Below are 18,467 nucleotides of genomic sequence, written 5' to 3'. Positions count from 1 at the left end.
ACTACTCCTTTGAATAGACAGTTTTTGGATACAGTTTCTTAAAAGCATTGTAGACAGCTTGATGTATTACTGTTGAATGCAATTCATCAGGTATGTAATCAAATACAAAATGAGTCTTATTATTTCGTTTAAGAATCTCAGATAACGCTATAGCCTCATCATACATTCTTATGTCTTCTTCCTTGTTGGGGATACCGAGGTAAACCTTTATATTTTTTTTCAAATTAGTTTGCAGAAACTTCTCCGCATTCTTCGATAAAGACACTTCTCCCCACCACAAACTTGGACTGATAATAATATAATCATCAAATAGTTCAGGTTGTTTCAGTAATATTTCTACGGAAAAAAGTCCAGCTAGTGATTCTCCGATTAACGTCTGTTTTCCGTTCGATTTATAATTGCCACTTAGGTAAGGAATCAATTCATTTTTTAAGAATGCCCTATATTTTTCAGAACCGCCATAAGAAGGAAAACTAGCTTTTTGAAAGCCTTCCTTTTCTATAAAATCTGTATTTTCAACAGGAAAGGTAAAATCTCTTCTTCGTGTGTTTCCTCCTATTCCAACAACAATGCTTTGAGGAAATCTGTCGATCCAGGGTTGTGTACTAAAACGTACAATACCTGCAATATGGAAGAAATCTTCATCCATACTACCATCAAGAACATATACCACTGGATAGCGAACAGAATCATTGGGGTTATAATTGTCGGGAAGATGAATGTTGATCATTCTGTCTTCAGCCAAAACTTTTGAATGCAATATCTCTGTTGTGCCTATCGTTAACGGTGTTCCATTTTGTGCAAAACAGTCTGTATTAAGAATAAAGAGCATTAAAAAAATGAGCATGCTATTGCCTATCATATCCGATATATTACGCTTACCAACAATGTTTTTTTGAGTAATCTTATATTGAAATACTTGACTATTAGACATAACATCCTTAGGGACTGCCAACAGTTTTGTTCAACAAATTACCAGCGCAATTTACAACGAAAATTAATATAATAGTTAGCTTTTTATTTTTCATGAATGATTAAATGATTCTTTCGCAACGATAACCCCACTCAAACATCTTTCTAACAATGCTGTTGGTCTCAATTTCCAATTGCGAAGATTCAATTCTTAGAATACGTTCTTCATCTTCAAGATCGAAGTTAATTTTATAAGATGAAAACAGGCTGACAAGAGTTGCAACAATTTGCTGTGCATCTTTCATTCGATAAACATTGGTTTTAAATATTTCGACTCGTTTCATTAGATCTGATTAAGTTCCATTCAAGAAATACGGTATTAGTCCTATTCCGTTTACTCATTCTAAACTACAATACGGGGCGTGCAACAGCTACAAAATTTAGATAAAGACAGTAAAAAAATCGGTAAATATGGGAAATTAAACGGTGAACATCGAGTTGCTATTTAATAACTGAATTGTAACCGTTCATAAATCCCTGAATAAGTTCTGGTAGATTCAATAATAGAAATACGCAAATGACAATAGCAATAATGGCATAAAAAAACCACGACGAACTTTTCTTTTTCATAACAAGCTATTTAAGAATAATCAATTTAAAAATATAGGCTTCCCAAAGCTAGAAATTACGCTAGAGCTCTACACAAATGAACAGATGCCGTAACATACCCTTTGGATTTTTCACTATAACTCAATATACGAAATTAATCTATATAACAAAAAAGTAATTTAAAAATTATATTTTTCAAAAATAAAAACAGCAGCTTCAAATAAGAAAGTTCATGTTATAAAATGGAATCTTTGCAGTCGGTATATAAATGAATCTTATCTTGCCGCATACTGTGTAAGGTATTAGGCTTTACAGTGCCATTGATTGAAGATTTATATTCTACCATCGTGTCTCCAATATTGGCCTGGGAATCTTTAGTTTTCACATTGGTAGAGAGGCTTACCAATCCTACTATAGTTAAAATTGCTAATGAATTAAAGAAGTGTATCATAAATAAAGATTGAATAGTTTATCCGCCCAATTTCAAAAAACAAACTGTAAAACACCATAATTTTTCGGTGAAAAAACAATTTTCATCGGTAAACAACAGAGTTTTACCTATTAACCGATCACCCCTTGTTATAAACGATTACAAAGAGTATTCCGTGCAAAATTTTCTGATCAGTCCTGTATTACAGATTTTCAGAGGCCCTTGACCATACTAAAAAACAGCGCGTCATCACCTACACTAAGTTCGCGGTCCAATATTAAGTTTTCTTTAATTTTGAAGCTTCCTATTTAGTCTGACTACTCAATTTCGTAAATATGTCCCATGAAAAGAATAGGAACATTTATTTTGACAACGTGTATGTTTGCAACCTCACAACTCACATTCAGTCAAAACAATATACAAAATAGGATTAGTTCAATTTTGGAAAGCAATAAAGTTGGACTACCAAATGGCTGGACACTAACCCCTGTTGGGAAACAGATAGAGCTCGGAGATTTACCGCTGAACTTAGTTATCAGTCATCATAAAAAGCTTGCAGCTGTCAGCAACAATGGACAAAGTACACAAACAATAGATCTTATCGATCTCGCTTCACAACGAAAAATCGATAGTATTGCTATACCAAAATCTTGGTATGGATTGGCTTTTTCGAGCGATGATAATACACTGTATACTTCTGGGGGACATGATAACATGATCAGGATCTATAAAATCAACGGTGGAAAAATTGCATCCAAAGATTCTATTGTTCTTGGCAAGCCATGGCCCAATAAAATAGGAATAGCCGGATTGGCTGTAGATGATAAAAACAAACAACAATTATATACTGTCACCAGAGAAGATAAAAAACTATATGTCATCGACTTAAAAACCAAAGCAACGAAAGCAACTTATGATTTGGGAGCTGAGGGGTATACCTGCCAGCTAACACCTGATGCAAAACAACTCTATATCAGCGTCTGGGGCGGAGAAAAGATTTTAGTATGGGATGTTACACAAAATAAGATAACCAAAGAGATCCCTGTGGGTAGCCACCCAAATGAAATTACGTTTAGTAAAAATGGTAAATGGCTTTTTGTCGCCAACGCAAATGACAACTCGGTATCCATAATCGATACTAAAACAGGAGCAGTCGTAGAAACATTGAATGCAGCATTGTATCCTAATGCTCCAAGTGGATCGACCAGCAATGGTGTTGCTTTGTCCACAGATGGTAAAACCCTTTACATAGCCAATGCAGACAACAATTGTTTAGCAGTATTCGACGTAAGCAAGCCTGGGAGATCTATTTCGAAAGGATTTATTCCAGTGGGCTGGTATCCAACGAATGTAAAAGTAGTCGATAAAACAATTCTGGTTACAAATGGTAAAGGCTTATCATCCAAAGCTAATCCAAAAGGTCCCAATCCGACAGACCAAAAGGAAAAAGTCGATCGTCATGCAGGCGACCTCAACAAACCAAAAGAGATACAATATATTGCTGGTCTTTTTAGGGGAACGTTAAGCTTTATACCTGATCCTAAACCAGAAGAACTCGCCCTATATTCTCGTGCGGTATACCGGAATACGCCCTATTCGAAAGAAAAAGAGCTGCAAACAGAGGGTGAAGCCGGCAACCCTATTCCAATGAAAGTTGGAGCCCCCTCTCCGATCAAATACGTATTTTATGTCATCAAAGAAAATCGTACCTACGATCAAGTTCTAGGTGATGTTAAACAAGGAAATGGAGACGCTTCACTTTGTTTATTCGGCGAAAAAATCACGCCTAATCAACACAAAATTGTCAATGAATTTGCACTTCTAGACAATTTCTATGTCGATGCGGAAGTTAGTGCGGATGGGCACAATTGGAGTATGGGTGCTTATGCCACCGACTATCTGGAGAAAACCTGGCCATCAAGCTATGGCGGTCGCGGCGGCACTTATGGAGGAGAAGGGGAACGAGAAATAGCCAACAATAAAGGCGGATTTATTTGGGATAATGCCAAGCGACATCAGGTATCTTATCGCACCTATGGTGAATTCGCAGATAAAGGAAAACCCAACGTAAAATCTTTGGAAGGGCATGTTGCCACTGGATATACAAGTTATGACCTGAGTGTTGCCGACACCACACGTATAAGACAATGGAAAGCTGATTTTGATCAACTCATCCAAAAAGGAGAAATGCCCCAATTGACAACCATTCGAATCAGCAACGACCATACGGAAGGGATGCGTGCCGGCAAAAAGTCCCCTTATGCTCATGTAGCGGACAATGACCTCGCTGTTGGGATGTTTGTTGACCATATCAGCAAGAGTCCAATCTGGAAAGAATCTGCGATCTTTATACTGGAAGATGATGCCCAGAATGGTCCTGACCATGTGGATGCACACCGTAGTCCTGCCTATTTGATTAGCCCTTATGTAAAAAGAAGATCTGTAGATCACACCATGTATTCAACCTCAGGGATGATTAGAACGATAGAGCTGATTTTAGGGATGAAACCAATGACGCAATACGACGCTGCTGCAACACCCATGTGGCGATCGTTTAGCAATAACCCCGATTATACTCCATTTGATCATGTCGACGCAAATGTAGATCTCAATGAGCGCAATCCAAGTAAAGGGAAACTAGCTGTATGGAGTGACAAATATGATTGGTCGAAAGAAGACGCGGTACCTGATTTGGTATTCAATGAAATTCTATGGCAGGGACTTAAAGGTGAATCTGCTCCAGCTCCAAAAAGAGCCGCCTTCCTAAAGGTAAGCGAACAAAAAGAGGATGATGACGATTAATGTATATTTATAAAACCACAATGGTCAGCAATAGTATCGGGATTACTGCTGGCCATTGATGAGTACCCTACCTACTCTCCTTTTTTCAGAATCCCCCGAGCAACTCCAGCATCAATCAATTTTTCTGCATATTCCCACAATACTGCTGAGCCATCCTTAATGACAGATTTTTTTTCATAAACCTTTTCATAATTTACACCAGGTTCATTCCAGGTTCCACCATCATTGGAACTATTCTGTAAAATTGGCTCCAATCGATCCATCGCTCGTGCGAACTGTGCTTCCGGCGTTTGACCAGCTTCAAATTCTTCCCAGATCGCAATGAGTTCCTCTGCTTGCTGCCCAGGCAAAATTCCAAAAATCCGCTGAGCTGCCAAACGCTCCGCACTTGTATTGGTATGGTTTTTTCCTGTATCATAGATAAAAGTATCACCTGCATCGATTTCGACGATATCATGTATCAATACCATTTTGACTACCTTCAATAAATCCACTGATTGATTTGCATGTTCTAAAAGCACAATAGCCATTAGGGCAAGATGCCAACTGTGTTCAGCGTCATTTTCGGGACGGTCACTATTGAAAAGTTTTGTCCTGCGCTGGATATATTTAATCTTGTCGATCTCCTTAATAAACTCGATCTGTTGTAATAATTTGTCTGAAAGCATCACTCTGAATCACTTATACAATTGAATAATACATAAAATTACTCTTTTTGAGCCACAGCCTACTTGTCATTTGGCAAATTCATTCAAACCATATATTATTGACACCCATCGGACAATCCAAACTACCGATATAATCGCAACATTTATTAAATTTGATTGACATCAAATCCCATTGTGATTTATGAAAAAAATAGGCTTTTTATCTTTTGGCCATTGGTCCAAGCATCCCGCATATAGTACGCAGACCGCAAGCGATACTTTATTGCAATCCATAGATCTAGCAGTAGCTGCTGAAGAAATAGGCATAGATGGTGCATATTTCCGTGTACACCATTTTGCGAATCAGCTAGCATCTCCCTTTCCTTTATTATCGGCCATTGGAGCCAAAACCTCAAAAATTGAGATCGGCACCGGTGTCATTGATATGCGCTATGAAAACCCCCTTTATATGGTGGAAGACGCTGGAGCTGCAGATCTAATCTCCGGGGGCAGATTGCAGCTCGGCATCAGCAGAGGATCGCCTGAACAAGTAATAGATGGTTGGCGTCACTTTGGTTACAATATCAACGAGGGCGAAACAGATGCTGATATGGGAAGGCAAAAAGCATTGGAATTTTTAGAAAAACTTAAAGGAATTGGTTTCGCTGAACCAAATCCCTATCCAATGTTTCCAAACCCGCCCGGTCTGCTGAGGCTCGAACCCCATTCGGAAGGGTTACGTGATCGTATCTGGTGGGGAGCAGCATCGAACGCCACGGCTGTATGGGCTGCTCAAAACAGAATGCACCTGCAAAGTTCCACTTTGAAATATGATGAAAATGGCAAACCTTTTCATATTCAGCAGGCCGAACAAATACGTTTATACAAAGAGGCCTGGAAAGCAGCAGGGCACCCTGGTGAACCCCGCGTTTCAGTCAGTCGATCCATATTCGCTCTGGTCGATGATTTAGATCGTTATTACTTCGGGCAAGAGGCGGACAAAACAGATAAAATTGGGATAATCGAATCGGACAAGCGGACGATTTTTGGGCGAAGTTATGCCGCAGAACCAGATCAACTCGTGAAAGAATTAGCGCAAGATGAAGCAATACAGGAAGCAGACACGCTATTATTGACCATTCCAAATACGCTAGGGGTCGACTACAATGTCCACATTCTTTCAGCCATTTTGGAACACGTAGCTCCCGAACTTGGTTGGCGTTAACTCCTCTTTCGTATGATAAAGAACATTCGCTACAAAACAAAAATTGCAGTCATTGGTGCGGGTCAGGCTGGACTTTCTGCTGCTTATCATTTGAAGAAGCTCGGACTTAAAATCGGGCCGGATTTTATCATCCTGGATGAAGCCTCTGCACCAGGAGGAGCCTGGCAATTTCGCTGGGACTCCCTTACCTTAAGTACAGTCAATAAAATATACGATTTGCCCGGCATGTCGTTTGAGGAGACTTTATCAACAAAAGGGGCGGAAGTTCAAGCCAACACCGCTGTTCCCCATTATTTTAAACTTTATGAAGAAAAATTTGGACTTCAAGTATATCGACCAGCTAAAGTAGAAAAAGTCTACATGTACCAAGATCGCTTTCATATCGATACGGCAGAAACTCTTTTCTCAGCACTCGGTATTATCAACGCCACTGGAACATGGGAAAACCCCTATATTCCTACCTATCCAGGTGCAGAATTATTTCGGGGCGAGCAACTCCACACAAAGGATTTTAAAACTGCAGAGTATTTTCGTGGCAAACATGTTATTGTTGTTGGAGCCGGTATTTCTGCCATTCAGCTATTGGACCAAATTTCCCAGGTTACAACGACAACCTGGATAACACGACGACCGCCTTTATTCAGAGAGGGGCCATTTGATGACATGGCCGGGCATAATGCGGTTGCTATGGTAGAGGAACGTGTACGATTGGGGCTTTCACCTTTGTCTGTCGTTTCCGTTACGGGCCTCCCCTATTCTACAGAAATCCAGGAGATGGAAAAACGGGGTGTCCTTCAACGTTTTCCAATGTTTCAAGAAATAACAGAAAAGGGGATCAAATGGGCCAATGGAACAGAACAACAAGCAGATGTTATACTTTGGAATACAGGCTTTAAAAGTTCATTGAGCCATCTAGACGCAGTGCTACCAAAAGAAAAACAGGGTGGCATTCAAATGGCAGGCAGACTAGCGACCATGGTCGCTAAAGAACCAAGAATTCACCTCGTGGGTTATGGTCCATCAGCATCGACAATCGGTGCAAACCGTGCAGGTAGCGCCGCAGCTAGAGAACTTCTAAAAACGCTTTCAGCTGCCGACCTGAACACAAATAAATTTAGTGGGAGCCAACTATAATGGTAGTTTCAATTTTGAGTACAATAATAAAAAGTCAAAGCAGTGGATTCGGTCGTTTTAAAAAGTGACCTGAGTCATTACAACCCTTCATTGGATTCAAATTGGATTGCCAATTATTGGCAAAATAATTATGTTAAATTACTGGAACATGCACAATTATTTCAGGTGAGAAGAAAAAAACCGCTCTACTATTTCAAATAAGTTGAATCAACGACATATACTTTAAACACTACGGGTCACAGTAAATCCACTAATCGAAATCCAACGATTATCCATATATTCTTATTTCATATTTCTGTATATTTAAAATTATAAAAAGTCGTAAAGCAAAGCCAAACAATTTATAAATGAAGCCTCAGATTATCAGTCCAGATACATCCATTGCATTATTCGTAAAGGCGATCCTAGTGTTTGAAAGTCAGAAGAATGATTGCGTAAACTTACCTTTTTATGCTGATGGTTACCCTGGTTTATTGTTTCAACGATGCTATGGTGATTTTACAATCAAGCCTCATGATAAAAAGATGCCGACGATTTTTCTCTATGGTCAGACAATAAAACCGATTTCAATCGATGTAACAGGGCCTTTTCAGATTATCGTTTTTCAATTTTACCCATTTGTATTACGGACATTTTGGGGCATCTCGCCCGAAAGCATAAACGACGACTGTTATGATCTAGATACTCCTTCAAATACAACCTTCCACCAACTTACCGGCACATTATCCTCATCTTCAAGCACTGAAAACAGCATCCAACTATTGATACAATCTCTTCTCAGCTTTTTCGATAGCAAGAAAAATAAACTTGATTTTTCGATTCAGCGAGCAATCCTTGAAATCATCGAAAACCAGGGCCAAATCATTATTAAAGAAATTGCAAAAAGAGAAGCATTGAACATCCGAACTTTTGAAAGAAGGTTTTTCAAGGAAACTGGAATATCCGCTAAACAATTCGCTAAAATGGTACAATTTCAGGCCGCTTTTAAACAGCTCAATAGCAAAGACTTCCGAAAGATAACGGAAATTGTTTATGAAAATGGATTTTCCGACCAATCGCATTTTATTCGTGTCTTTAAGACTTTCACAGGCACAACTCCAGAGTCATTTAACAAAAAATAGATTACTGTCGTTTTTATTCTATATTGACTCCCTGATTATCATAACTTTTGTATTGTCTAAGGTCGAGTGCAACGAAAGTGTGTATTTTTTTAGCCTCAACTCCTTCGAAAAATTTACGATAAGAAAACAATGCTTTGATAAATCAGAACGCTTAGACAATTGAGTTCAGCAAAACATGATACATCAAAAAAATATAGACATGAAATTACAAGACATCATTTTAGCGCTGGCAACAATATTTTCGGCTATCATATCAGGCTTATTTTTTTCGTATACCTTTTCGGTCAATTTGGGGCTACATAAACTCAACGATAAAGCCTATCTGACCGCCATGCAAAATATTAATAAAGAAATACTAAACTCAGCTTTTTACTGCTGTTTTCTGGGCGCCCCAATTTTATTATTGATGGCTACAATATTATTTTTTGATCTATCGTCACCAAAATTTTATCTAATACTAGTAGCATGCCTAAGCTATATCATTGGTGTATTTGTAGTCACAGGCACACAAAATGTCCCCTTGAACAATCAATTTGCCTCGATCGACCTATCTATATCTCCAGAAAAATCTTTAAGACTTGCACGTGATGCCTTTGAAAAACCCTGGGTATTTTGGAATAACATCCGAACTTGCTGCTCTTTACTTACACTCACTTGTTTAATTATTAACTTGGTATTTTTTAAAGCAAGAAATTGATCATAATATGAGGTAATAGTTTAGGATCAAATACCATATAGCCCGTTTACTGGCATTTCCACCGAAAAAAACTTGCTATTATTTACCGACCTCTTTTAGACGAAAAAAAGTCCAATGTATGCGAATTTAAATCCATTCCCCCCGAATTTAAATCAAGTGCTAAAACCTCTTCCTCAATACCTTACTTTTATAAAAATTAATCGACGGATGTTATTGAATGTGAGTGTAAATCAGCATGAAGGCAGGTATATCGAAGATTCCAAAAAATCTTCGATAGAGTACCAAAACATAAATAAGCAGAAGTTGTCTATCAATAAAAATAGTCTTTACAATTAATGAAATTTTTCCCATGAAACCAAAACACTTAATTTCAACATCACTGTTGGTATGTTCCGGCATCGTGTTGTTCACATCTTGCAATGGCAGTTCTGTCGATACGGTAAAAGCGATCGAATCAAACTATGACAATCAAAACAAAACCATCACGTTAACAGGTGAATTTGATGCGCCTTCTTTTACATTCTCATCAGGAAAATCAAAAACTATGGCCATGAATTTCGTAGTTAAATCCCATGCATTTAGTTCTGAAAAATTCACTGCATTCAGCGTTATATTACCTGTAGGGACAGAAAAAAACAATGTTTTATTTGAAATTCCCGAAGACCAGAAAAATTATACGCTTAAGAACTTTTATGTATTTGACGATAAGGGAGAAAAAATCAACCTAGATTCTCATACAACATTCAAGATGACGGGAACAGTACACTACAATGAGATGGAAAAACCTGAAAATGAACGGGAAAAAGATAATTTTTCCTATAAAATAACTGATGTAAGCTTTGTAAAAGATTAAAACTGACAACAATTGATTGCATAAGAAATAAAAAAGCCAGATTTCAACACCTGGCTTCAAAAATAAACATATGATGATTAGTAAATGGCAAGTCCATAGGTACAACTCAGTAAATAGTTGGTTTATTCGAAAATGCCTCAACCCCGTTCTGATAACCTAAGCACATGTACCTATTATTTCAATTGAACGCCACGGACATGCCTGAATAATGAGCAACCAATATTCTCGTCACGTTATCAGCCTTCTTAACGTTAAATATATACTAAGAGCGCCAAGACAGCAAGCAACAACATGTCCGCATACGTTCAATTTATAGCCAAATATAGAAATAAAAACTAATATAATTAGTTTTTATTTCTATATTTTTTAGTATAACCCTAGAGACTTAATACCGAGAACTTTCAGCTTAACAGCGTGTGATTGGGTTAATTTATCGCACATATAGCTGAAACAAAAAGGTCCACCTATTAACTTTGGTGCGAAAAGATGAACTGTCAAAACGAAATTAATCTGAGCTAGGCTATTCCTAAAGCGAACGGCTGATATCTACAACATTAAAAATTTGGTCAACATCATCCAAACTTACCTCAAAATCTGGGTACCTTGTTTTATCAGCATTTAGCGAACGAAGGGTAAGAATTCCGTTATTGACATCATGATGAGCAATTTCTTTAATAATAACTCCTTCATATTTATGTACAACAACCCAATACCGATATTTGTGGGTATGAAATTTTGATTGCCATAACTCTCTTTTAATCAAACGTCCCGTCACAATATCGCCATCCAATACACTTGCGTCTGTTCCATCGGTCATACTATCACCACTAACTTCAAAAGAACGATAGGCACCTTTATGAAACTCAGTGACTGTAATAAAATGTGCCGGTAAATCGTCCATATATTCAGCATCAGAAAAGCCAGAAAGATACCCGGCTTTAGCTTTCTCTGTGACAAGTTTTGTCTGCATCAAATATCGTCCTGGGGAAACTTCAAAAAATATATTATTCTTATTTTCGTCAATAAACTTGACGTCCTCCGAAAAATATCCTATTGACTTACCATTACCAATACTAAGCATGGCGATCGTGTCGGGTTGCACTAAAGGAGCTACCTCCATTCTTTCACCTTTTCCATACAGCAACCAGTCATACTGAACATGAGGAAAAGCCGCTTGAATACGTGTTTTCATCGTAAGTCCAATAGGATACTCTCCTTTTTTAATACGCGAGTACACCTGCTCGCGTACCCCTAGTAAAGACGCGAATTCACGGTTAGTAACGCGCATCTCCAAGCGTAAAACTTCAAAGTTATTATTTGGATAAGTTTCCATAGTCGATCGGGTATTTAACAAATGTTACACAAATATATAACAATCTGACACTAAGTTACACAACTTATTAAACCTAAACAAATAGACAATCAAAATAAAACAATAAGAACCTAATTATCAATATATTACAGTTAAACAAATAAGTTTACAATTTCATATAAAAAGTAAAAATTAGGTTTTAATAAACTTGCAAGATTAACAAATTTGTTTAACTTTGTTAAACAATAAAAAAATATAGACCCCTAGAATAGATAAGCCGGGTAGTAAGCAGATCAGCTATTCGTTGGATTTGCAATTTGCGAGACAAAAATCAGTTCATACTTAAAGATAAAAGAAAATGGAACAGCTCATGTCACAACATCTCAGACAGCCCACTGTATACACAGTGGATTATTATCAACTACAAAAAACCAGCAATATTTTACGAAAAGAGGAAAGCAGTATAGTAACCGACAAAAATCGTTCACAACGTATGAACACATTATATTATTCATTCATCATGAGTTTCTTAAAAGAAAATCATCCCGAGATACTAAAATCCATCGATAAGATCTATGAATCAGATCTTTCCAAAATCAGCCAAGTAATTGACTGTTATTGTCAATTTGTGGGTATTCCTTCTCAGCAGATTATGGGAGAATATATCAATTACAAGGACATACAGCATCGTTACAAAGCTATCGCCGTTGTTCTACGTATCTTTCAGCCGGAAAAATTAAATAATCTGAAAACAAAAGTAAGAAGTAGCATATACAAGGAACTTGGTCCTTACTTAAAAATAAACAATGACACATTACAGAAATCTATCATCTGCGCTTGCAATCAATTTGACCTCTATCGTGATTTCAAAAAAGAGATTAAACAGATTGCCAATTATTACCTTATTGACCGGCATTTCGATGGGGATTAATATTATTTTATACAATCACAGCAGCTCTGCTCATTCAGCAACTGTATCCAGCTCTACAAAATAGTCCTTGAATTTTATACTCAAGGACTATTTCGTGTTATTTACTGAATTTTATTAAAATATAATGGTAACGATCTTTTTAATGGGTAACTACCAAATTCTAATCAACTTACGTTTATTTATCCACCAAATAATCAAGCCGACCAATATACTGCACCCCATTAAAAAATAAAGAAGACTTGACACTGCTGGTTTTGCAACCTCTTTTGATTGTTCTTTAGTTAGCTCCGTTTTCGTTTCAATTTGCTGACTACTTTTTGCTTTGTGATCTTTCCAATTGGTATTTAACCTTCTTTCAAGCTGCAGCTTTTCAGAATAATGTTCCTTTTTCGCATAGACTTTCCCCTTATGTAGCTGAACAACGCCATCCTGCATAATCTGAATCCCCTCACCTTCAACTTGCATCACATATTCATCTGTTACCAAAGCCTCTTTAGCTAATCCAACAACTTGTATATGTCCTGTCTTCTGTGCTATAGTAGCAGACTCTGTATTTTTTTCTTTGATGCCAAACTCTTGTGATGCATTGGTTTTCTCAACCTTTTTAAACAAACCGCAGCTGCTAACCAGTAGCAGCATTGCGATTATCTGTAGTGTATTTTTCATTTTTAACGCGCTTTAATTCAATCTGTAGCCTATTATAAAGTTTCATAAGATCATCATATTTTACCTGCAAATCCGCTAAAGTCTTAGCACAAGACATACGTTCGTCATTTGCCAAATGTAACCCTTCATTAAGATCTTCAATGATCGTCCGTAAATGCTCAATATCTTTCTCTAACCTATTGGCATAGCCTTCCCATTTTTCAATTACCTTTCCGGCATTCTCAACATTTGTCGCCTCCACCTCGGCTTGCTGCTTAGGCCTTCCAACAAGATACCCCCCTACAGCTGTCGCTACAGGGATAATCAATTTCTCTAAAATCTCAAGTAATTCCATTATAATTTCCTTTTGTTAACGGTTTAAATTTTTCCCAGGGAAATTGTACCCCTGGATCCTCCTTTCTTTCAGGTGCAATATCCGAATGCCCTAAAATCTCTCGAATCGGATAAGTACGGATAATTGCTTTACATACTGCTATCGCCGCATTGATCTGCTTTTCAGTGTAACTCTCCATCCCTTTATTTTGCAATTCGATTCCAATGCTACAGTTATTCAAATTTTTTTGACCGGCCCAAGTACTAAGGCCTGCATGCCAACATTTTGTATTAAAAAGCGCCAATTGCGTTATGATACCATCACGACTAATATGAAGATGAGCGGAAACCTTGCTCCGGGAATCGGTCATCCAATCAATTGCACTTGTAGCATTGGACGCACCGTCGTAATGCATAATAATATAAACGGGTTTAATAATCCCACCTTTGTTTGGTGTTTCTCTATAAGAAACACCGATAAGTTTGTTTTCTTTAATTTCCATATCACGATTTTTTTATGAATTAATCTGTCTTACACTAAAAAACTTGTATTGAGAGAAGGAAAACACACTTTATTAGAGTTATTTAGCTTCTATTTTATACAAAGTTAAGCGTGATCCTGCGCAGTGAAGCGCACTATTAGCTGGATGTAAGCGGTAGGTTACAGATACCGAATATTGTGCAAAATTTTCATCGATGTACGTATACACCAAAAGCGAGCTTAACAGGACTTGCTCTTCATAGCACTCTCAAAAGCGAGAATAACACAACAAAATACTACTATAATTTATGGGAATATGTTGCCAAGACCGTGATATCATTGTCAAGCCATATCACAACAGACCATCCTTGAAGAGACATCAAACATTTCCTGTATTCCTTTGTTATTTGTTTGTTATAGCATAGGATAAGTTATACCGTGAAGGCTAGGAAGTTGGTTCGCCTAGCCTTTTTTGACGAATAAACCAACATATTTGACTGATCCGTCCATCGCAATGACGTAGCCATTTTTTACAGAAGTTTCAATTTACATCACATTGTTTCCATGCGGTATATAATGAGATTAAGAACGCTTTCGTCGCTGTGGTCATGTACAAAATCCTTCGATTTTTTATTAAATTCGTATGGAAGAAATCTAAATTCAATCGATTAAATGTTATATCAAAAGATGCGATCGATTGACATCTTCATTTAACTTTACAGACGTAAATCTTGATTTACAATACAATGAACAAGTTTGCTTTATTAGTCGGGAACGACATTAATAATATTTCACCAGGGATAAGCTGGAGTGATTTGCTACACAACATCAAAGAAAAGTATAAAGTTAGCTCATTGGAAAATGGACAAAAACCGTTCCCTATGTTGTATGAGGAAATATTCCTTAACGCAATTCGAGAAAAGCATATTAATGAAAGAGAACTTAAAAGCTATATATCGGATTGTGTCTCTCAAATCAATCAAAATGAAATCCACCAATTAATTCGGGATCTCTCGATCGAAAATATCATCACAACTAACTATGAATTCAGTTTAGAAGGAGAAACCGCAACAGCAAATGCTGGCCTTATCCGTGAAACAACCTACAGTGTATTTCGTAAACACCAAATCGGCAACACGAACTATTGGCACATCCACGGCGACTGCCTAAATCCCTCTTCCATTAACCTCGGTTATGAACATTACTGTGGTCAATTGCAAAAAATGAGGGATTATGTCGTTAATGGGACAAATTATAATTCGCAAACAGTCTACAAGGCTGCATTAATTAAAAGATTAAGTCGAAAAAAAGATACTAAACTCCAATCATGGATTGATTTATTTTTTACAAAGGATATCCATATCCTAGGCCTATCGCTTGATTTTGTAGAAATAGACCTTTGGTGGTTGCTAACCTACCGCGCCAGAAATAAGTTTTATAGACGAAGTACCTTTATTGAAAATAAACTCTTCTATTATACAACAAAAAAATGGTACGCGCTCTCCAAAGATAAAATGCAATTACTTCAAGCAAACGATGTTGAAATTGTTGTTATTGACGAAACCGATAAAACGAAATACTACAAGAAAGTCCTCGCCAGCATCAAAAAAATATAGGTTATCCAGCAAAATATTAAGTTGAACCTCAAAGCAATTTATAGATTTCTAGCTTGTTATCATGTCACTAATAGAAAAAAATTTCGCGTTACCAAACAAAACAAATTTATATTAAGCATTGAAAGTTTGCTGAATCGTCGAAAATCTGAACAGAAAGTTCCTTAGGCACATCATCCATTAGTTTATTTCATCAACACAAGTCAAAAAGACACTTATAAATCAGAAAACCAAATATTTATAACATATAAAAGTATTTTATTAAATCGATTTTGAGAAATAAAAAAAATAAATCATTTTTGCTATCATTTAGCTAAGATTAACAGGAAAAGTCATACCGTAAGGGATTATTATTTATATTTTATTTTTATTGATCTATATGTCATTTAAGAGAATTACCTATTTCTTTTTAGGCTTTTTGTTATTTATTGGTTGTAAAAGAGATATTCATCCAGGAATTGTACCACCGGATCCAGAAGTCATTGAAAAAGATAAATTACCCATACCTACAGGTTTCACAACTGACCTCAGTTCAATAAAAATTAATACAACTGCCAATGCAAACCAACCTGGCGAAGAGTTGCCAGGCTGGATACGCGATATCTCTGGCAATAGTGCGAGTTATTGCCACCCAGATGTTGAATATTTCCCTGCCGGTTTTAAAGGATACAAATATTGGATGGTATTTACGCCATATTTTGGCATAATAGGGTCAGATCGTACCGCCTCACTCTATGAAAATCCGACTGTGGTAGTTTCTAATGATGGAAAAGAATGGATCACTCCGGCAGGATTAATAAATCCTATTCAACGACGTCCGGCACTAGAAGATTCTTTCATCCAAAAAGATGGTAGCCCCAATCAAGGTTATTGGTCCGATGTAGACTGGAATTTCAACGGTGAGGAATTCGAACTATATTATAGAGGTTGCTTTTTCTCAAGCAAAATTTTAAAAAAATGGGGTGCCAAAAGCGCAAACAACAATAAAAAATTAAATGAAGAAGCTGAACGTGTTATTGTAAGGCAGACATCAAAAAATGGGGTTGACTGGACACCGCTGGAACTCGTGTATAATAGTAATGAACCAACGTCTTTCCAAGATAACCACATCCTTTCACCAACATTTGTGAGAAATTCGACAAACCTAACGACGAGTTACGAAGTGGATTTCATGCCAAGCTACAAAGCACCAATTATGACGAATATCCTATCGCGTATTTCTACAAATGGATTAGATTTTACAGCATATCGCGACAGTAAAAAAGTTGAATTTATGAACAAACCTTGGCTAGAATTCAACAAGGGATATTCGACTTGGCATCTGCAAGGTTCCTATATTGATGGATATTATTTTTTATGTCTGGCAATTGGAAACGTAGATCGGTTTACCTCAGATATGAATTATCTCGCCTATTCAAAGGATGGTATACACTTTCGTGTATTCGAAAAACCTTTAGCTGCGGCCAATGTATACCGCTCTTCTGTATTTCCAAAGACATCTTCCTCAAAAAACATTGAATTTGGTGCTGTAATTGGTTATAAATCCGGAGCCTTTGGTTATCGTGAATTTATCATCAGCAAACAGGTATTGGAAGATGGTTTAAAATAAAATAGTTATATTTAGGTTCAAAATCGTTTCGATGGAGTTATTTCCAACAATAGATATTCAAGAATTTAGAAAAGACCAGCTTGCGGGTAATCAAGGATATTTATACTCGGAATTACGTGGTGAACATCATATAGCGCGTCCACACCAGCATCATTTTTTTTTATTGGTACTTTTTGACCAGGCAGAAGGTGTTCATACGATTGATTTTAAAGATTACCATATTGATCGTCATCAAATCCATATCCTGTTTCCAAAGCAAGTTCATAGTTGGAAATTAGGGGCCAATACAACTGGTTTCCAATTGATGGTCGATAGGGAACACTTCGAGAAATTTTCGCCCAATTTCCATTTTTCATTTGCTTACTATCAACGTACTCCTGTTATCTCACTCTCTAGCGAAACATTTGCTCTGCTTTATTATGAATTTAATGCAATAAGAAAAGAACTTGAGGATCACAATTGCGTTCCTGCAATTATCTACTCTCGCACAGCTGTCGTCGCATCGATATTAAGCAAAGAGGTACAGAAAATAGTACAAAATGAACAAAATAATGACTCCAATCCACGTCTTTTAAAGTTGCAAGAGTTAATTGACATCCATTTTCAGCGTGAGAAGTCGGTATCTTTCTATGCGAAACAACTTAATATTTCCACCCCACACCTTACTAAAATATGTCGCCAGAAGCTCGAAGTATCTCCGAGCCAGCTCATTCAACAACGAACTATCTTGGAAGCAAAACGATTGTTAAAAGCAACCGACTTATCTATCAAAGAAATTTCGTTCAAACTTGGTTTCTTTGACTCCCCTTACTTCTCTAATTTCTTCAAACAACACACAGGTCTGAATCCAAAACAATTTAGAACGCACTGAGGTTCATCAATACTTCGTATAAATTCATCAAGGCTTCTTTTAGTTTTTCCTGCTTAGTTTGGATTGCAATTCCTATTTTTATCTTTTGACTTTAACGCGCTAAAAATGGCAATAAAAGATATTAAAATTGTAAAAACTGAAATTCTATCAGACAACTGGTACACTTTAAAAAAAGTGACTTATCAATACAGCAAACCCGATGGGACGGTACAGCAACAAAGTGGATATACTGGAGCATATTG

The 18,467-nt window shown here is 37.0% G+C and carries 19 protein-coding genes; 10 read left to right on the top strand and 9 right to left on the bottom strand.

All coding sequences use genetic code 11. The features are described from left to right. Position 1: 1 nt before the first annotated feature. The 4 genes from B2O97_RS15630 to B2O97_RS15615 form a co-directional block, all read right to left on the bottom strand. Positions 2-934: an alpha/beta hydrolase gene (locus B2O97_RS15630; protein ID WP_286767668.1), complete on the bottom strand. Its 933-nt coding sequence runs from the start codon at positions 932-934 to the stop codon at positions 2-4. A 100-nt stretch (positions 935-1,034) separates the two neighbouring features. After that, complete coding sequence (locus tag B2O97_RS15625) at positions 1,035-1,256, bottom strand: methyltransferase type 11 (protein WP_070565219.1); 222 nt, start codon at positions 1,254-1,256, stop codon at positions 1,035-1,037. Between the two features lie 157 nt (positions 1,257-1,413). Continuing rightward, the gene (locus tag B2O97_RS15620; RefSeq protein ID WP_256602545.1) at positions 1,414-1,542 is read right to left on the bottom strand and encodes a hypothetical protein; all 129 of its coding nucleotides are present in this window, start codon (positions 1,540-1,542) and stop codon (positions 1,414-1,416) included. A gap of 214 nt (positions 1,543-1,756) precedes the next feature. Continuing rightward, a complete protein-coding gene (locus B2O97_RS15615) occupies positions 1,757-1,972 on the bottom strand; it encodes a hypothetical protein (protein ID WP_070565216.1) in 216 nt (71 codons plus the stop codon). Positions 1,973-2,293: 321 nt separating this feature from the next. Here B2O97_RS15615 and B2O97_RS15610 point away from each other — a divergent pair, with 321 nt between their 5' ends. After that, complete coding sequence (locus B2O97_RS15610) at positions 2,294-4,753, top strand: bifunctional YncE family protein/alkaline phosphatase family protein (protein ID WP_286752512.1); 2,460 nt, start codon at positions 2,294-2,296, stop codon at positions 4,751-4,753. 71 nt (positions 4,754-4,824) lie between these two features. Here B2O97_RS15610 and B2O97_RS15605 read toward each other — a convergent pair whose 3' ends face one another. Continuing rightward, entirely contained in the window at positions 4,825-5,421 is a 597-nt protein-coding gene (locus tag B2O97_RS15605; protein WP_286767667.1) for an HD domain-containing protein, read from the bottom strand. Between the two features lie 181 nt (positions 5,422-5,602). Here B2O97_RS15605 and B2O97_RS15600 point away from each other — a divergent pair, with 181 nt between their 5' ends. The 5 genes from B2O97_RS15600 (at position 5,603) to B2O97_RS15580 (ending at position 10,430) form a co-directional block, all read left to right on the top strand. Next, the gene (locus B2O97_RS15600) at positions 5,603-6,625 is read left to right on the top strand and encodes an LLM class flavin-dependent oxidoreductase (RefSeq protein WP_115049776.1); all 1,023 of its coding nucleotides are present in this window, start codon (positions 5,603-5,605) and stop codon (positions 6,623-6,625) included. A 12-nt stretch (positions 6,626-6,637) separates the two neighbouring features. Next, positions 6,638-7,759, top strand: a complete 1,122-nt coding sequence (locus B2O97_RS15595; RefSeq protein ID WP_286767666.1) for an NAD(P)-binding domain-containing protein — start codon at positions 6,638-6,640, stop codon at positions 7,757-7,759. Between the two features lie 347 nt (positions 7,760-8,106). Next, positions 8,107-8,880 (top strand): helix-turn-helix domain-containing protein, encoded by a 774-nt coding sequence (locus B2O97_RS15590; RefSeq protein ID WP_286767665.1) that lies wholly within the window; start codon positions 8,107-8,109, stop codon positions 8,878-8,880. 199 nt (positions 8,881-9,079) lie between these two features. Beyond that, on the top strand, positions 9,080-9,577 hold the full coding sequence (locus B2O97_RS15585) for a DUF1772 domain-containing protein (protein WP_286767664.1): 498 nt from the start codon (positions 9,080-9,082) through the stop codon (positions 9,575-9,577). Positions 9,578-9,926: 349 nt separating this feature from the next. Further along, a complete protein-coding gene (locus B2O97_RS15580; protein WP_286767663.1) occupies positions 9,927-10,430 on the top strand; it encodes a hypothetical protein in 504 nt (167 codons plus the stop codon). A gap of 526 nt (positions 10,431-10,956) precedes the next feature. Here B2O97_RS15580 and B2O97_RS15575 read toward each other — a convergent pair. Continuing rightward, positions 10,957-11,763 (bottom strand): LexA family transcriptional regulator, encoded by an 807-nt coding sequence (locus B2O97_RS15575; protein ID WP_286767662.1) that lies wholly within the window; start codon positions 11,761-11,763, stop codon positions 10,957-10,959. Between the two features lie 337 nt (positions 11,764-12,100). Between B2O97_RS15575 and B2O97_RS15570 the strand changes: the two genes are divergently transcribed. Further along, positions 12,101-12,673 (top strand): hypothetical protein, encoded by a 573-nt coding sequence (locus tag B2O97_RS15570; protein ID WP_286767661.1) that lies wholly within the window; start codon positions 12,101-12,103, stop codon positions 12,671-12,673. Positions 12,674-12,823: 150 nt separating this feature from the next. Here B2O97_RS15570 and B2O97_RS15565 read toward each other — a convergent pair whose 3' ends face one another. The 3 genes from B2O97_RS15565 to B2O97_RS15555 are packed head-to-tail and all read right to left on the bottom strand — an operon-like array spanning position 12,824 to position 14,154. Continuing rightward, on the bottom strand, positions 12,824-13,339 hold the full coding sequence (locus tag B2O97_RS15565; protein WP_115049766.1) for a hypothetical protein: 516 nt from the start codon (positions 13,337-13,339) through the stop codon (positions 12,824-12,826). Further along, entirely contained in the window at positions 13,296-13,673 is a 378-nt protein-coding gene (locus B2O97_RS15560; RefSeq protein ID WP_046671699.1) for a hypothetical protein, read from the bottom strand. Before B2O97_RS15560 ends, B2O97_RS15565 begins: the two co-directional genes overlap by 44 nt. After that, complete coding sequence (locus tag B2O97_RS15555; protein ID WP_070565190.1) at positions 13,660-14,154, bottom strand: N-acetylmuramoyl-L-alanine amidase; 495 nt, start codon at positions 14,152-14,154, stop codon at positions 13,660-13,662. The genes B2O97_RS15560 and B2O97_RS15555 overlap by 14 nt, the downstream gene beginning before the upstream one ends. Positions 14,155-14,878: 724 nt before the next feature. Between B2O97_RS15555 and B2O97_RS15550 the strand changes: the two genes are divergently transcribed. From B2O97_RS15550 to B2O97_RS15540, 3 genes are all read left to right on the top strand, one after another. Further along, the gene (locus B2O97_RS15550) at positions 14,879-15,748 is read left to right on the top strand and encodes an SIR2 family protein (RefSeq protein ID WP_286767660.1); all 870 of its coding nucleotides are present in this window, start codon (positions 14,879-14,881) and stop codon (positions 15,746-15,748) included. A gap of 376 nt (positions 15,749-16,124) precedes the next feature. Beyond that, entirely contained in the window at positions 16,125-17,354 is a 1,230-nt protein-coding gene (locus tag B2O97_RS15545) for a hypothetical protein (protein WP_286767659.1), read from the top strand. Positions 17,355-17,385: 31 nt separating this feature from the next. Then, positions 17,386-18,225, top strand: coding sequence for a helix-turn-helix domain-containing protein (locus B2O97_RS15540; protein ID WP_286767658.1), 840 nt, complete (start codon positions 17,386-17,388; stop codon positions 18,223-18,225). Positions 18,226-18,467: the final 242 nt, after the last annotated feature.

The organism is Sphingobacterium sp. UBA865, from assembly GCF_002295765.1.
GTDB classification, from domain to species: domain Bacteria; phylum Bacteroidota; class Bacteroidia; order Sphingobacteriales; family Sphingobacteriaceae; genus Sphingobacterium; species Sphingobacterium multivorum.
This window is presented reverse-complemented; position numbering and strand designations above follow the sequence as displayed.

What these genes read in the sequence shown, in the direction of transcription:
- B2O97_RS15630 (WP_286767668.1), bottom strand. Translation starts at nt 934, where the DNA reads ATGTCTAATAGTCAAGTATTTCAATATAAGATTACTCAAAAAAACATT.
- B2O97_RS15625 (WP_070565219.1), bottom strand. Translation starts at nt 1,256, where the DNA reads ATGAAACGAGTCGAAATATTTAAAACCAATGTTTATCGAATGAAAGAT.
- B2O97_RS15620 (WP_256602545.1), bottom strand. Translation starts at nt 1,542, where the DNA reads ATGAAAAAGAAAAGTTCGTCGTGGTTTTTTTATGCCATTATTGCTATT.
- B2O97_RS15615 (WP_070565216.1), bottom strand. Translation starts at nt 1,972, where the DNA reads ATGATACACTTCTTTAATTCATTAGCAATTTTAACTATAGTAGGATTG.
- B2O97_RS15610 (WP_286752512.1), top strand. Translation starts at nt 2,294, where the DNA reads ATGAAAAGAATAGGAACATTTATTTTGACAACGTGTATGTTTGCAACC.
- B2O97_RS15605 (WP_286767667.1), bottom strand. Translation starts at nt 5,421, where the DNA reads ATGCTTTCAGACAAATTATTACAACAGATCGAGTTTATTAAGGAGATC.
- B2O97_RS15600 (WP_115049776.1), top strand. Translation starts at nt 5,603, where the DNA reads ATGAAAAAAATAGGCTTTTTATCTTTTGGCCATTGGTCCAAGCATCCC.
- B2O97_RS15595 (WP_286767666.1), top strand. Translation starts at nt 6,638, where the DNA reads ATGATAAAGAACATTCGCTACAAAACAAAAATTGCAGTCATTGGTGCG.
- B2O97_RS15590 (WP_286767665.1), top strand. Translation starts at nt 8,107, where the DNA reads ATGAAGCCTCAGATTATCAGTCCAGATACATCCATTGCATTATTCGTA.
- B2O97_RS15585 (WP_286767664.1), top strand. Translation starts at nt 9,080, where the DNA reads ATGAAATTACAAGACATCATTTTAGCGCTGGCAACAATATTTTCGGCT.
- B2O97_RS15580 (WP_286767663.1), top strand. Translation starts at nt 9,927, where the DNA reads ATGAAACCAAAACACTTAATTTCAACATCACTGTTGGTATGTTCCGGC.
- B2O97_RS15575 (WP_286767662.1), bottom strand. Translation starts at nt 11,763, where the DNA reads ATGGAAACTTATCCAAATAATAACTTTGAAGTTTTACGCTTGGAGATG.
- B2O97_RS15570 (WP_286767661.1), top strand. Translation starts at nt 12,101, where the DNA reads ATGGAACAGCTCATGTCACAACATCTCAGACAGCCCACTGTATACACA.
- B2O97_RS15565 (WP_115049766.1), bottom strand. Translation starts at nt 13,339, where the DNA reads ATGAAAAATACACTACAGATAATCGCAATGCTGCTACTGGTTAGCAGC.
- B2O97_RS15560 (WP_046671699.1), bottom strand. Translation starts at nt 13,673, where the DNA reads ATGGAATTACTTGAGATTTTAGAGAAATTGATTATCCCTGTAGCGACA.
- B2O97_RS15555 (WP_070565190.1), bottom strand. Translation starts at nt 14,154, where the DNA reads ATGGAAATTAAAGAAAACAAACTTATCGGTGTTTCTTATAGAGAAACA.
- B2O97_RS15550 (WP_286767660.1), top strand. Translation starts at nt 14,879, where the DNA reads ATGAACAAGTTTGCTTTATTAGTCGGGAACGACATTAATAATATTTCA.
- B2O97_RS15545 (WP_286767659.1), top strand. Translation starts at nt 16,125, where the DNA reads ATGTCATTTAAGAGAATTACCTATTTCTTTTTAGGCTTTTTGTTATTT.
- B2O97_RS15540 (WP_286767658.1), top strand. Translation starts at nt 17,386, where the DNA reads ATGGAGTTATTTCCAACAATAGATATTCAAGAATTTAGAAAAGACCAG.